The organism is Pseudophaeobacter sp. C1-32P7 (assembly GCF_041008775.1).
GTDB lineage: Bacteria > Pseudomonadota > Alphaproteobacteria > Rhodobacterales > Rhodobacteraceae > Phycobacter > Phycobacter gallaeciensis_A.
In genome coordinates this window covers 74,467-86,819 of the sequence record NZ_JAXGFR010000001.1, presented here as the reverse complement: position 1 = coordinate 86,819, position 12,353 = coordinate 74,467, and the positions used below count along the sequence as shown (strand labels likewise).

13 protein-coding genes are annotated in these 12,353 nt (G+C 60.5%); 3 read left to right on the top strand and 10 right to left on the bottom strand.

The features are described from left to right. Positions 1–83: 83 nt before the first annotated feature. From SM763_RS00425 to SM763_RS00415, 3 genes are read right to left on the bottom strand one after another with little or no spacing between them, the layout of a single operon-like run. Entirely contained in the window at positions 84–461 is a 378-nt protein-coding gene (locus SM763_RS00425; RefSeq protein ID WP_368996974.1) for a potassium channel family protein, read from the bottom strand. Further along, the gene (locus tag SM763_RS00420; RefSeq protein WP_368996972.1) at positions 461–1,129 is read right to left on the bottom strand and encodes a DsbA family oxidoreductase; all 669 of its coding nucleotides are present in this window, start codon (positions 1,127–1,129) and stop codon (positions 461–463) included. The genes SM763_RS00425 and SM763_RS00420 overlap by 1 nt, the downstream gene beginning before the upstream one ends. 3 nt (positions 1,130–1,132) lie before the next feature. Beyond that, positions 1,133–2,641 (bottom strand): class I adenylate-forming enzyme family protein, encoded by a 1,509-nt coding sequence (locus tag SM763_RS00415; protein WP_368996970.1) that lies wholly within the window; start codon positions 2,639–2,641, stop codon positions 1,133–1,135. Between the two features lie 64 nt (positions 2,642–2,705). Between SM763_RS00415 and SM763_RS00410 the strand changes: the two genes are divergently transcribed. Further along, positions 2,706–3,329 (top strand): helix-turn-helix domain-containing protein, encoded by a 624-nt coding sequence (locus SM763_RS00410; RefSeq protein WP_065270242.1) that lies wholly within the window; start codon positions 2,706–2,708, stop codon positions 3,327–3,329. A gap of 179 nt (positions 3,330–3,508) precedes the next feature. On the opposite strand, the gene SM763_RS00405 is transcribed toward SM763_RS00410, so the two are convergent. Continuing rightward, positions 3,509–3,739: a hypothetical protein gene (locus SM763_RS00405; protein WP_274828089.1), complete on the bottom strand. Its 231-nt coding sequence runs from the start codon at positions 3,737–3,739 to the stop codon at positions 3,509–3,511. Positions 3,740–3,881: 142 nt separating this feature from the next. Next, positions 3,882–5,597 carry an extracellular solute-binding protein gene (locus tag SM763_RS00400; RefSeq protein WP_490363252.1) on the bottom strand — a complete coding sequence of 572 codons (1,716 nt, stop codon included), beginning with the start codon at positions 5,595–5,597 and terminating at the stop codon, positions 3,882–3,884. A 462-nt stretch (positions 5,598–6,059) separates the two neighbouring features. Here SM763_RS00400 and SM763_RS00395 point away from each other — a divergent pair, with 462 nt between their 5' ends. Then, positions 6,060–6,833, top strand: coding sequence for a 3-hydroxybutyrate dehydrogenase (locus SM763_RS00395; protein WP_368996967.1), 774 nt, complete (start codon positions 6,060–6,062; stop codon positions 6,831–6,833). 90 nt (positions 6,834–6,923) lie between these two features. Here the strand turns inward: SM763_RS00395 and SM763_RS00390 are convergent, their stop codons facing one another. The 4 genes from SM763_RS00390 to SM763_RS00375 all read right to left on the bottom strand — a co-directional run bounded on the left by SM763_RS00390 (position 6,924) and on the right by SM763_RS00375 (position 10,384). After that, on the bottom strand, positions 6,924–7,616 hold the full coding sequence (locus tag SM763_RS00390) for a DUF502 domain-containing protein (protein ID WP_368996965.1): 693 nt from the start codon (positions 7,614–7,616) through the stop codon (positions 6,924–6,926). An 81-nt stretch (positions 7,617–7,697) separates the two neighbouring features. Next, a complete protein-coding gene (locus SM763_RS00385) occupies positions 7,698–8,612 on the bottom strand; it encodes a pseudouridine-5'-phosphate glycosidase (RefSeq protein ID WP_368996963.1) in 915 nt (304 codons plus the stop codon). Further along, positions 8,609–9,535 carry a PfkB family carbohydrate kinase gene (locus SM763_RS00380; RefSeq protein WP_368996961.1) on the bottom strand — a complete coding sequence of 309 codons (927 nt, stop codon included), beginning with the start codon at positions 9,533–9,535 and terminating at the stop codon, positions 8,609–8,611. The genes SM763_RS00385 and SM763_RS00380 overlap by 4 nt, the downstream gene beginning before the upstream one ends. Positions 9,536–9,583: 48 nt before the next feature. Next, complete coding sequence (locus SM763_RS00375) at positions 9,584–10,384, bottom strand: DUF4198 domain-containing protein (protein WP_368996959.1); 801 nt, start codon at positions 10,382–10,384, stop codon at positions 9,584–9,586. Here SM763_RS00375 and SM763_RS00370 point away from each other — a divergent pair. Then, positions 10,383–11,525 carry a HupE/UreJ family protein gene (locus SM763_RS00370; protein WP_368996957.1) on the top strand — a complete coding sequence of 381 codons (1,143 nt, stop codon included), beginning with the start codon at positions 10,383–10,385 and terminating at the stop codon, positions 11,523–11,525. The two genes, SM763_RS00375 and SM763_RS00370, sit on opposite strands and share 2 nt — an antisense overlap. Before the next feature lie 66 nt (positions 11,526–11,591). On the opposite strand, the gene SM763_RS00365 is transcribed toward SM763_RS00370, so the two are convergent. Further along, positions 11,592–12,224 (bottom strand): thiamine phosphate synthase, encoded by a 633-nt coding sequence (locus SM763_RS00365; protein WP_368996955.1) that lies wholly within the window; start codon positions 12,222–12,224, stop codon positions 11,592–11,594. Positions 12,225–12,353 lie beyond the last annotated feature (129 nt).

Sequence of the window (12,353 nt, the reverse complement as noted above, 5' to 3'; positions counted from 1 at the left end):
CCATGATTTTAAAAAAGGCACCAGTAGATCGCCTGCACAGGACTCTGTGCATCAATGCGATGGTCAGAATTGCGGCAGCGTTGTCACTGGCGCGCAGGTGACGTGGGCGGATCGGGACACTCATCCTCGTTGGCCGCAGTGGTCGGATCTTCGCGATGGTGGCGACCGAAATGGGCAATTAGCCACTCGCTGTGTTCTTCGCGTTTTTGGATCTGGTAGAGCGCGAACTCCCGGATCGCCAGGGCAAAGACCCCAAGGCCGCTGAAGATCAGGATGATCGTGCCAATCTTCCCGGCCGCCGTCACGGGAACAAAGTTCCCGTAACCCACGGTGGAAATGGTCACGACCGTAAAGAACAGGCTGTCCAGCCAGCTCCATCCCTCGGCGTAATGAAAAAACACTGTACTGAACACGATGATGCCGATGAGGGTGGCAAAGATACTGGACCGTTTAATCTGCATTACTCATCCTTTGGTCCGGCTTCCAGCTGGGACATGATATCGGCGATCACCTCTTTCCACAGCTCGGGCGGCTGTGCGCCCGGCACCGCGTGCTGGTTGGCGACCACGAAGGTCGGGACCGAGTTCACGCCCATCTTGCGGGAATGGGCATCGCGGGACTGGATCGCCTCAAGGTCGTTGTCGGTTTCCAGCAGCTTCAGCATGACATCGCGCTCCATGCCGATCTCTTCGGCAATGTCCGCAAGGATTTCAGGATCACCGATATCCAACGCTTTGACGAAATAGGCCTCGAACAGGGCATCCACGGCCGCAGTCTGTTTGCCTTCGGTGCCGGCCCAATGGATCAGCCGATGCGCGTTGAGCGTATTGGGCGTGCGTTTCATGCCTTCGAAATCGATCGACAGTCCGGCCTGTTCAGCATGTTCCACAATGGGGGCATAGGCCCGCACCGCGCCTTCCTTGCCGCCAAACTTCGCCTCAAGATAGGCGCGCCGGTCCATACCTTCGCGGGGCATGTCGGGGTTCAGCTGGAAGGGGTGCCATTCGATCACAAAAGGATGGTTCGGGATCTCGGCCAGCGCCTTGTCCAGATGGGTCTTGCCGATATAGCACCAGGGGCAGATCGGGTCCGAAAGAATGTCGAGCTTGACCGAAGGAAGGCTGGTCATGGGTTATCCTTTGAAATAGGCCGGTAGGGCGCGCCTCAGTAGTTTTCCGTTTGCGCCAGTCGGCAGGGCATCAAGATACACATAGGCACGCGGTTGTTTGTAACGCGCCATACGGTCCGTGGCAAAATCCCGAAGCTCGGCTTCGGGGATCTCCTGCGGACCGGTGTAGAAGGCCACGATAATATGTGTGTCTTCCTTGACTTCAACCGAGGTAACCCCGACCTGCACAATCCCGTGATGAGCCGCGAGCGTGGTTTCCACCTCGATCGGGGAAACGCGGAAACCGCCTGCGTTCATCATGTCATCGGCGCGGCCCAGATAGGTGATCTGACCATCGGAAGCCATGGCGCCCTGATCGCCGGTCAGGAACCAGTCTCCCTGCATGCGCGCCTCGGTTTCATCGGGGGCGTTCAGATAGCCCAGCATCAGACCGGGGTCCGACCGGTGCACGGCGATGGTACCTTCGGCGCCGCGCGGTACTGGCCCGTCTGGACCAAGGATCGCCACCCGGCGTCCTTCCTGGGGCTGGCCAAGCGCATCGCCGCGCGTCGGGTGCGCCGGGCTGGAAGAAATGAAGGTCGAACATTCGGACATGCCGTAGGCCTCAAAAAGGGCCCGGCCGGTTCGATCGCTCCAAAGCTCGGAGAGGTGACGCGAGAGCTTTTCACCGGCACAAAGGCCATGGCGCAGATCCGGCAGGTCAAGAGTGCAATCAGAGTTGAGGATTTTCCGATAAATGCCTGGAGCGGCGGCAAAAATGCTGGCGTGATGGTCGCGCAGCAGCGCCGGGATTGCCTCGGGCGGTGTGTCGGGATCAGGGATCAACGCGGTTGCGCCAATGCTCCACGGATCCATCAATCCGGTGCCTAGGGTGAAGGTCCAGTTGAAGGCGCCGGCGTGCAGCAGGCGGTCGTGCTCTGAAAGGTCGTACCAGTCCCGCACCATCATTTGCCGCGCCCATATCGCGCGGTGGGCATGAGCGACGGCGCGGGGTGATCCGCTGGTGCCGGAGGTATAGACCACATAGGCCAGACGGTCCGGATCCCCGATGTCATACTCGCAGGGAGGAAGGTCGCGCATCGCGGTCAGTTCAGGCAGGATGATTTCGCGCGGGTGATCGGCGCAGGCGACCGACGGGTCGCGCAGAACTGCGGCCACGTCGAGTTCCGCAATCATCTTGGCGGTTTCCGGTGCGGTTAGCTGCGAGGAGGTCGGGACGGGTACCAGACCAGCCGCAATCGCGCCAAGATAGGCCAGCGGGAAATCGACCGTATTGCCAAGCCGCATCATCACAATGTCGCCAGGGCGCAGACCCGCCGCCAACAGCCCCGTGCCAGTGCCGCGCACCGCGGCCTCCAGCTGGGCATAGGTCCATTTCTGGCTTTGATCGCGGCCAAGGACCTCCAACGCAGGTTTTTGAGGGCGGTCGGGTGCGAAACGCAGTACATGGGCGGCCATGTTGAAAGGCGCCGGGCAGGGGGCAAACGGCCCATTGTCGAAAACTGATATCATGGATCTTCGCTAGCGTGACACGTCCCGCGTTGCAAGCTGCCGTGCTGCGGCCTATAGAAACAGCATGACTGGCCGCGACCCCAAAACCCTTATCACCATTGCCCGCTCTGGCGGCGAAGACACGCAGGCAGAACCGCTGGACCTTGGCGCCCGCGTGCGGGAATTGCGCAAGGCGCGGGACTGGACGCTGGAACACGCGGCCAATCAAGCGGGGCTGGCCCGTTCGACCCTGTCAAAGATCGAAAACGGCCAGATGTCCCCGACTTATGACGCCCTGAAAAAGCTGGCCGTCGGGCTGGAAATTTCAGTACCGCAGCTGTTCACCCCGCCGCAGCGCGATCAGGTGAACGGGCGGATGACAGTGACAAAATCCGGTGAAGGATCGCATCAGGCGACGGCCACCTATGAGCACGAACTGCTCGCCGATGGTTTGACCCGCAAGCAGATGCTGCCGTACCGGGCCCGGGTCCGGGCGCGCTCGATGGATGAGTTTGACGGCTGGGTACGGCACGACGGCGAGGAATTCCTCTATGTGCTGACCGGGGTGATCATGCTTTATACCGAGTTTTACGAGCCGGTTGAAATGCGCCGGGGCGACAGCGCCTATTACGATGGTGCCATGGGGCACAACGTGATCTCGCTCAGTCCGGATGATGCGACCATTCTGTGGGTCACGTCCCTAGTCTGAAGACTACAGTGAAATGCCGAGGGCAACCCTTTGAATTTTAGCGATTTTATTTCTGTGGGGGATGGCACCCAGGAGCTTTCGCGCATCACCGTATGACCCGCGCTACGGGAATTTCAGCCCACAGCGGTCACAGCGGCTGTAGTCCGCACCCCAATGCGATGACGAAAGGAACACGGCGCTCAGATCGCATCGCGTTCCAGCTCTTCATGCAGCCTTTCCCAAAACAGGAAGTCGTCGGCCTCTTCCTGCGCCTCGGTGAGCGTCAGGTGATGCGACTGGGCCAGGTAAGCAACGAACCCGTCCTTGTCGCCGATCGGACAGGGAGCATACCGGCGTTGAAGATACGGAAACCGCTGTTTGGCGCGGGGAAAGCGGACCGCCCAGCTGGCCGAAGCAGAGAAACATGACATTTCGAGTACCCCGTGAAAACAACAACAATACGGTATTATGGTAGCAAATATGTCAAAAAAGAAAACAATTGGATCATGAAGATCTTCACGATCACGCGAAACCGCTGTGATCAACGCCTAGTGGTTGCGGCGCCGTGCCCAGTTACTCTGGTTGATACCACCAAACGTCGGGGAAGAAGCCGGTGCGATCACCATATATTGGAAGGCTCTCGGGATGGGCCAGTTGCCGCTTATGGGCAATGCGCCCTTTGTCGTATTGCCAGATCGGGATCACATAGCGCCCCGCCGTCAGCACACGGTCCAGTGCCCGTACCGCAGCGGTGAAGTCATCCGTGCTCTTTGAGGTCAGCAGCTGGTCAATCATCGCTTCGGCGGCGGGGCTGTCGATGCCCATCAGGTTGCGGCTGCCCGGTTGGTTGACCCCGGCGCGCCCCCAATAGAGTTTCTGTTCGTTGCCGGGACTGAGCGACAGATCGCGGCGGAACCGGGTCAGGTCGAAATCGAACTCGGACTGGCGCGCCACATATTGCGCATTATCAACAAGCTCTGGCGTGATAGTGATGCCGAGGCGATCCAGTGCGCGGGCGTAGATTTCGACGATGGTTTTCATCTCTGCATCGCCCTGGCGCAAAAGGACCGACAGCGTCAGCACCTGTCCGTTATCATTTTTTAGTACGCCGTCCTGCACGGTCCATCCTGCCTCGGCCAGCAGGGCGACTGCACGGCGCAGATTCCTGCGGTTGCGTTTGGTGCCATCGCTGGTGGGCAGGGCATAGCCTTCCAACGTGCCGGGTAGCAGGCTGTCGGCATAGGGCTGGAGCAGTGCGCGCACCTCATCAGGCGCGGGACCGTCCCGCATGCCAAGGGTGGAGTTGGAGAAATAAGAGGTGATCCGCGGCTGGATGCCGCCGGTGACGGTGCCGTTGATATATTCGAAATTGAAGGCAAGGATCAGCGCCTCTCGCACGCGCCAGTCACCCAGAGGTGCGCGGCGTGTGTTCATCGCCAGTCCGGTCATGCCCGATGGGCGCTGATGCGGGATCTCGCTTTTGACCACGTCGCCATTGTTGACGGAGGGAAAGTCATAGGCGCTTTTCCATTTGTCGGCGTTGAATTCGCGATAGGCGCTCAGCTCTCCGGCCTTGAAGGCCTCGAACAGCACCGTCTGATCGCCAAAGAAATCTATGCGGAGCTCGTCAAAGTTATGCATGCCCCGGCGCAGCGGTAGATCCGCGCCCCAGTAGTCGGGATTGCGGGAAAGGGTGACAAACCGGCCCGGCTCGAAATCGGAGACCACATAGGCGCCAGTGCCGATGGGCGCCTCGCTGAGGCCGGAGGCCGCGAAATCCTTGGCTTCCCACTGCGCCTTTTTCAGGATCGGACGCATACCGGCGATCAGCGCCAGCTCCCGGTCTTCGGTATTGAAGGTAATCTTCAGGCTGCGTGGGCCGGTCTGTTCAATCCCCGCCACCTTGGACCAGAACCCGCGATAGCGCAGGTGCCCCTCGGTGCCGAGCGTTTCATAGGACCAAAGCACATCCTCGACCGTGACAGGGCTGCCATCGGAAAACCGCGCCTCGGGGCGGAGCGTGAATTCGACCCAGGAGCGGTCCTCGGGCACGTTGATCGATTCGGCCAGCAAGCCATAGAGGGTAAAGGGTTCATCCCAAGAGCGGCCCATCAGGCTTTCGTATCCCCAGAAGCGAAGCTGCCAGGGCGGGGTGCCTTTCTGGGCAAATGGGTTCAGCGTATCAAAGCCGCCGGTGTTGCCGACAACCAGCCTGCCGCCCTTTGGCGCCTCGGGGTTGGCATAGGGAAGCGCGGTGAAGCCAGGGTCGAGCGCCGGTTCGCCATACATTGCAATACCATGGGCTGATTCTGCGGCTGCAAAACTGGCGTTAAGACAAAGCCCGATTCCCATCACAAGCGATCTGGCGGCGGAGAAATATTCTGACCTCACTTTGGCAACAATCCCATTCTGCCCTTATTTACTTGAGCCTTCACGGTAGAGGCGCGTCTTTGTCTTTTCAAACTTTTAGCTTGGATGAAAGCACGAAATTGCGTATAAAGGGGTCACTGCTCGATAGGTTTCTTGCCTGTATGAAACCTGCCTCAATAACTTAACGCCCGCTTCGTGCGGGCGTTTTTTTTGGTAAAATCGTGCGGTTTTCGATGAAAAATGGCTTTGGAGACCACGGCGGAAATGCGGTGTATTTCGGCCGTCCTGGATGAGCAAGTCAGTAGTCCTACGCGTTTTCATTACTCCGGTCACGTGGCAGAATGCCGCGCAACTGAACTCAGCTCAAAGGACACCTGAGATATGACACTGAAGGGCAAAACGGCGGTGATTACCGGATCGAATTCCGGGATTGGCCTGGGCGTTGCACGCGAAATGGCACGCGCCGGTGCGGATGTGGTTCTGAACTCTTTCACCGACCGCGACGAAGATCACGCGCTGGCTGCAGAGATCGCCAAGGAGTTCTCGGTCACTGCCCGCTACATCCAGGCGGATATGTCCAAGGGCGAAGACTGCCGCGCCCTGATCGAACAGGCGGGTAGCTGCGATATCCTGATCAACAATGCAGGCATCCAGCACGTCGCCCCGATTGATGAGTTCCCGCTGGACAAATGGGACGCGATCATCGCGATCAACCTCAACTCGGCCTTTCACACCACCGCAGCGGCCCTGCCCAAGATGCGCGCAGCGGGCTGGGGCCGGGTGGTCAATATCGCCTCGGCCCATGGCCTGACGGCATCGCCCTATAAATCGGCCTATGTGGCGGCCAAACACGGCGTGGTCGGCATGACCAAGACCGTCGCGCTGGAAACTGCCGAGGAGCCGATCACCGCCAATGCGATCTGTCCCGGCTACGTGCTGACACCGCTGGTCGAAGCGCAGATCCCGGACACCATGGAGAAATACAACATGGGCCGCGAGGAGGTGATCAAGAAGGTCATGCTGGAGCGTCAGCCCTCGCGCGAATTCGCCACGGTTGAGCAACTTGGCGGTACGGCTGTCTTCCTGTGCTCGGATGCGGCTGCGCAGATCACCGGGACCACGATCAGCGTCGATGGTGGCTGGACCGCTCTGTAAGCGGTATGGGAAAAGGAATGGAGTGGCAGCGAGATAGCTGCCGCTCTTAATGCCGATATTGCAGGCTAAAGCACGAAAAAGCCTAAGTCGTCAGCCTTTGGCCCCGTCGGAGGGCGGCTGCGTCGGATCCTTGGGGTTCGGGTAGACCAGTCCGGCGGAAATCACCAGTTTCGCTGCATCCTCGACCGACATGTCGAGAACGGTCACATCCTCTTCTGGCACAAACAACAGGAACCCGGAGGTCGGGTTGGGTGTTGTCGGGATGAAGACGCTCATCAAACCGCCGGATGTTTCGGCCCGCTGGGCAATTTCACCCTTTGCCTTGGTCGAGACAAAAGCTATCGCCCAAACTCCCTTGCGCGGATACTGGATCAGGCAGGCGGTATCAAAGCTGCTTTCCGACTGAGCGAATACGGTTTCCGAGATCTGCTTGATTCCGGAATAAACCGAGCGGATCACAGGCATCCGGTCCACCAGGTTCTCCGCAAACCCGATCAGCGAACGGCCGATGATGCCTTTTGCAATCCAGCCGACGATGATGGTGAACAACAGGAAGATAATCAGCCCGACGCCGCGCAGGTTAATGCCGATATATTGCTCGGGCCGCATGGTATGCGGCACAAGGGGCAGAACCACACCGTCAATCCAACCCATCACGGTCCAGAGCAGCCAGAGTGTCAGCCCCACTGGCGCGATCACGACGATCCCGGTCAGAAAGGAAGAGCGCAGCCGCGCGAACAGGCCGGGACGGCGGTGGGGTTCTTGATCAAATGGAGTGGTCATGGGCGCATTCACGATGACAGATGCGGGGAACCTAGGCACTGTTCAGCAGAACGGCAATGGCCGTGCTGCCGAATTACCATATCAGCCCGCGATTGCGTTCAATTCCTGAGCAATAGCCGCGGCAAGACGGGCGTTGTTGCGCACAAGCGCGATATTGGCCACCAGCGAGCGTCCCTCGGTCAGATCAAAGATGCGCTGCAGCAGGAAGGGCGTGACGCCCTTGCCGGAAATGCCCTGCGCATCGGCCTCGGATTGGGCCTTTGCGATGATCGGGGTCAGTTCTTCGGAGGGGATCTGAGCCTTGGCCGGGATCGGGTTCGCTACCAACTGCCCGCCGTTGAGCCCCATGGCCTGGCGCATGGCATGGGCGCTGGCGATCTCCTTGGCTGTGTCCATACGGAGCGGGGCATTGAGATCGGATTGCCCCGACCAGAAGGCGGGGAAGCTGTCCTGACCATAAGAAATCACCGGAACCCCTTGGGTTTCCAGAACTTCCAGCGTTTTCGGGATGTCCAGAATCGCCTTGGCGCCAGCCGCAACGACAGTCACCGGGGTTTGCGCCAGCTCCATCAGGTCGGCGGAGATGTCAAAACTGGTTTCGGCGCCCTTGTGCACACCACCGATGCCGCCGGTGGCAAAGACGGAAATCCCCGCCAGCCGGGCAGCGATCATGGTGGCGGCCACGGTGGTCGCTCCGGTGCCGCCACTGGCGATGCAGGCAGCGATATCTGCGCGCGACACCTTGGCGACGTCTTTCGCCTGGCCGAGCGCCTGCAACTCATCCGCTTCTAGGCCTACGTACAGCTTGCCGTTCATCACTGCCATGGTGGCCGGAACCGCGCCCGCATCGCGAATGTCCTGTTCGACCTGTGCGGCGGTTTCCACGTTTTGCGGATAAGGCATGCCGTGGGTGATGATGGTGCTTTCAAGCGCGACAATGGCGCGACCGGCAGCGCGGGCCTCGGCCACTTCTTGGGAATATTTGATGGGGATCAAAGCGGAGGCTCTCCTGAAACATATGTGGCTGCGGCGTTCAAAGCAGATGCTAGCGCCTTTGCGGGCGGCTCGCCGCGGGTCTCGGCGGCGATATGCGCCGCCATGAAAGTATCGCCAGCGCCGGTGACGCGGGCGACGGTGACCTGCGGCGGCTCCAGCGTAAAGGTATTGTGTGCGTCTGCCTTGGAGGCCGAGCGGCTACCGTCGGTGACAAGAACCCGCGCGGCGCCGCGCTCCAGCAGGGTGGTTGCGGCGGTTTCGCTATCGGCAAAGGTGTCCTGGCAAAGCAAACCGGCCTCTTCGAGGTTGACGTAAAGCGTGCCCCGGCTGCGCATCAGGAATGGCCGTAGCCGCTCTGCCTTGCCCGGAGAGGCAGGCGCCACCCGCAGGTCGGCATTGGCAAAGGCGAGGCTGGCGGCGATGTCGTCCAGCAGGGACAGGGTCAGGTTGCCATCCAGCGCAACCGGCCCTGCATAAGGCGCGGTTTCCGAGCCGAGGGTGCCATCCAGCAGCGGGCGCAGGATTTTCGCCCCTGCGGCCTCAAGCGAATGAGCATCGGCAATCGCCGCAATCAACCCGTTGGCGCCTTCGACCGCCATATACTGGTCGGTCGGTAGATCTTCGGAGCGGTAGACGTGCTGCGTATCAAGCCCCAGGTGACCACAGGCGGCGATCAGTTCATCCCCTTCGGCATCCTGACCAATCGCGCTCAGCAGCGCGGGTTTCAGGCCAAAGCGGGCCAGTGTCATGGCGATGTTCATGGCAACGCCGCCGGGCAGGCGGGTGATCCGCCCCGGCATGTCAGATCCGCGTTGCATGTCAGAGGAGCAGCGGCCAATCACGTCCCACAGCACCGATCCGATGCAGAGAATCTGGGCAGGAGCAGGTTGGGCCATGGGGGTATTGGAACGGGGCGATGTCATGGCTCTCTCTTGCCGCCTTTCACGCGCCCCCGCAAGCGGCTTTGCAACCTATGGCACCGCAAAGGTTAGCGCAGCCCAAAGCGTTTCCCATACCGCGCCGGTTTCCGGATCGGACGGGCGCAGCACAACGGCGTCCAGAAGATAGGTATGGCCGGGCTTCACCGGGATCTCGGCGCGTCCCTCTGCATCAGTCTGGGTCAAGGTGATGGTCACGCTGTCATCGGGCGCGCGTTCGAAGATTTCGACCTGTGCCGCCGAGCGCGGTTTTTGCTGGTAGAACAGCTGAACCGGTAGCGTGTCACCCTTGAACGTATAGGGGTTTTCCAGTGCAACAAACTCCGTCTCCAAGCCCCTTTCCCGGTCCGACCCGGCGCCGCTGCCGACGGCAATCAGGGATTTCGCGTGCCTGCTGTAGCGTTCGGTGAATCCATCCACGGGCAGGCCGCGCCCCTCGTGCCGGGCACGGATATCGGCAAATCCCTTGTGCGCTGCGAAGGCGTCAAATTTTTCCCAAGTCTCATAGATCAGCGTTTCCGGCATGGTTTCATGCACCAGAGTCAGCAACCCGTCCCGTTCGGCGGTCACTGTCAGGGCCGGTAGATCGCCCATGCGTCCTTCGTAAGGGGTGGCGGTGTCACCGGTTATCACCTCGGACCGTTTGGTGCGAGTTTTGAAATAGGGCAGCCGAAAGCCCTTGAACTCTTGCCCGTTCAGCAATTGCGCTGGGAGTTCCTCTCCGGATTCAACTTGATAATTCTGCGGTTCGATCCAAAACTCATGGGACAGGGCCGGATCCGCCAGCCTGAACGAGAATGCAAAAACGAGTAAACAGGCCAGGTGATTTTTCATGACGAATTCTTTGTTGCTGCGTGGGATGAAGGTGGCATGCCTCTGCCTGCTGTCAAGTCTCGGCTTTTGGGGCGCCGAGCGCGCACTCGCCCATGAGGTGACACCGGCCATTGGTGATTTCACAATTGAGGACAACGCGTTACATCTGTCTCTTCGTTTGAATGCAGAGGCATTTGTCGCCGGTATTGATCTGGATACGCACCAAGACACCGAAGCGGCCGATCAGGCGGGCGATTACGATCTGTTGCGCGCCATGCCGCCCGAGGAACTGGCGCCGATGCTGCGGCTGTTTGCCGAGGACTGGCTGAAAACCCTTGATGTCGAGGCAGGTCGCCCGGTGCCGCTGGTGGTGGAAGATGTACGCGTCGCACCGGTTGGTGATGTCGAACTGCCGCGCGAGAGTGTGCTGTCCCTTTCGGGGGAGCTACCGCCGCTTGCCTCGGCGCTGACGATCCGCTGGCCAGAAGGGGCAGGCGCCGTGGTTCTGCGTCAAAACGGGGTGGAAGAACCTTTTACCGGCTACATTCAGGGCGGTGAGAGCACCGGACCCATCGCGATCGGGGGCGGATCGGCCTTGTCCCCGGCAAAGGCTTTTACCAGCTATATCCCGGTCGGCTTTGACCACATCCTGCCGAAAGGTTTGGATCACATCCTGTTTGTCCTGGGGCTTTTCTTCCTCAGCACGCGTCTTAAGCCGCTGCTGTGGCAGGTCAGCGCCTTTACCGTCGCCCACACCATCACGCTGGCTTGCGGCGCGCTGGGGCTGGTGACTGTGAACCCGGCGGTGGTGGAGCCGCTAATTGCGGCCTCGATCGTCTTTGTTGCGGTGGAGAACATCTTTGCCCGGCGGCTGCACAGCTGGCGCACGGTGGTGATCTTTGGTTTTGGCCTGCTGCACGGGCTGGGCTTTGCCAGCGTACTGGGGGAATTTGGCCTGCCGCAGGCGCAGTTCATTCCGGCGCTGATCGGGTTCAATGTCGGGGTTGAACTGGGGCAGCTGACGGTGATCGCGCTTGCCTATCTGCTGGTCGGTTACTGGTTCGGCGGCCATCCGAAGTACCGCGGCCGCGTAGCCATTCCAGCCTCCGTCACGATTGCGCTGATCGGCAGCTATTGGTTCGTGGAACGCGTCTGGCTCTGATCGTGTTTTCATCGCCCCGCAGCTATAACACCGGGGCGATGACGTACCTTCTGGGAGAGCTGAGGCTCAGCCCATTGCCTTGATAAATGTCTGAAGCGCGGCGACGGGATCTTCGCTGCGCCAGATTTCCTCGCCAATGCCAAAGAAATCCGTGTAAGGAGAAAGGCTTCCGACCAGCTCTTCAGTCAAACCGCCTTCGGCCACGACCGGCACTTCTACCACTTCGGACCACCACTGGAACAGCTCCTGCTCAGCCACGGCTCCGTCACCCAGACCGGAAGTGCCGACGGGGCCAAAGCTGATGTAATCGGCGCCGGCTTCGCCTGCAGTCAGCCCGTCGTGGCGGGAAGCTCCGCAAAAGCTGCCGACAATGGCATCGGCGCCAAGCGCCTTGCGGGCGCTGCGCACGGATTTGGAGGCATCGGTCAGGTGCACGCCATCAAGGCCGAGCCGCTCGGCCAGGATCTGATGATCGGAAATCACGATTGCCACATCGCGGGCCAGGCAAACCTCGCGCAGGGCGTCACCGGCCCGGCTCAGCGCGTCTTCATCGCGGCTTGCCAGATCCAGGCGGACGCAGGCAATCTCGGTGCTGTCGAGCACCTTGGCCAGCTGGTCGGGAAACCGGCCCAGTTCGAAACTGGGCGGCGAAATCAGATAGATCTGGGGCTTTTCCACTGTATCCGCGGCGGTATCCATCAAGGGCGCTCCTGTTGCTTGCTGGCTGGTGTTTAACGCATCTGCCACAGGACGCAAGGATCCTGCGCCGCCCTGCGACGCCGGGACCAGCAGTGGATGCCCTTGCCGTTCGCAGCCCCTGCGATTACA

Bases quoted from the DNA above. Each gene is read 5' to 3' on its own strand.
- SM763_RS00365 (WP_368996955.1), bottom strand. From the start codon at position 12,224: ATGGATACCGCCGCGGATACAGTGGAAAAGCCCCAGATCTATCTGATT.
- SM763_RS00375 (WP_368996959.1), bottom strand. From the start codon at position 10,384: ATGAAAAATCACCTGGCCTGTTTACTCGTTTTTGCATTCTCGTTCAGG.
- SM763_RS00405 (WP_274828089.1), bottom strand. From the start codon at position 3,739: ATGTCATGTTTCTCTGCTTCGGCCAGCTGGGCGGTCCGCTTTCCCCGC.
- SM763_RS00400 (WP_490363252.1), bottom strand. From the start codon at position 5,597: ATGTATGGCGAACCGGCGCTCGACCCTGGCTTCACCGCGCTTCCCTAT.
- SM763_RS00390 (WP_368996965.1), bottom strand. From the start codon at position 7,616: ATGACCACTCCATTTGATCAAGAACCCCACCGCCGTCCCGGCCTGTTC.
- SM763_RS00415 (WP_368996970.1), bottom strand. From the start codon at position 2,641: ATGATATCAGTTTTCGACAATGGGCCGTTTGCCCCCTGCCCGGCGCCT.
- SM763_RS00410 (WP_065270242.1), top strand. From the start codon at position 2,706: ATGACTGGCCGCGACCCCAAAACCCTTATCACCATTGCCCGCTCTGGC.
- SM763_RS00370 (WP_368996957.1), top strand. From the start codon at position 10,383: ATGACGAATTCTTTGTTGCTGCGTGGGATGAAGGTGGCATGCCTCTGC.
- SM763_RS00425 (WP_368996974.1), bottom strand. From the start codon at position 461: ATGCAGATTAAACGGTCCAGTATCTTTGCCACCCTCATCGGCATCATC.
- SM763_RS00380 (WP_368996961.1), bottom strand. From the start codon at position 9,535: ATGACATCGCCCCGTTCCAATACCCCCATGGCCCAACCTGCTCCTGCC.
- SM763_RS00420 (WP_368996972.1), bottom strand. From the start codon at position 1,129: ATGACCAGCCTTCCTTCGGTCAAGCTCGACATTCTTTCGGACCCGATC.
- SM763_RS00395 (WP_368996967.1), top strand. From the start codon at position 6,060: ATGACACTGAAGGGCAAAACGGCGGTGATTACCGGATCGAATTCCGGG.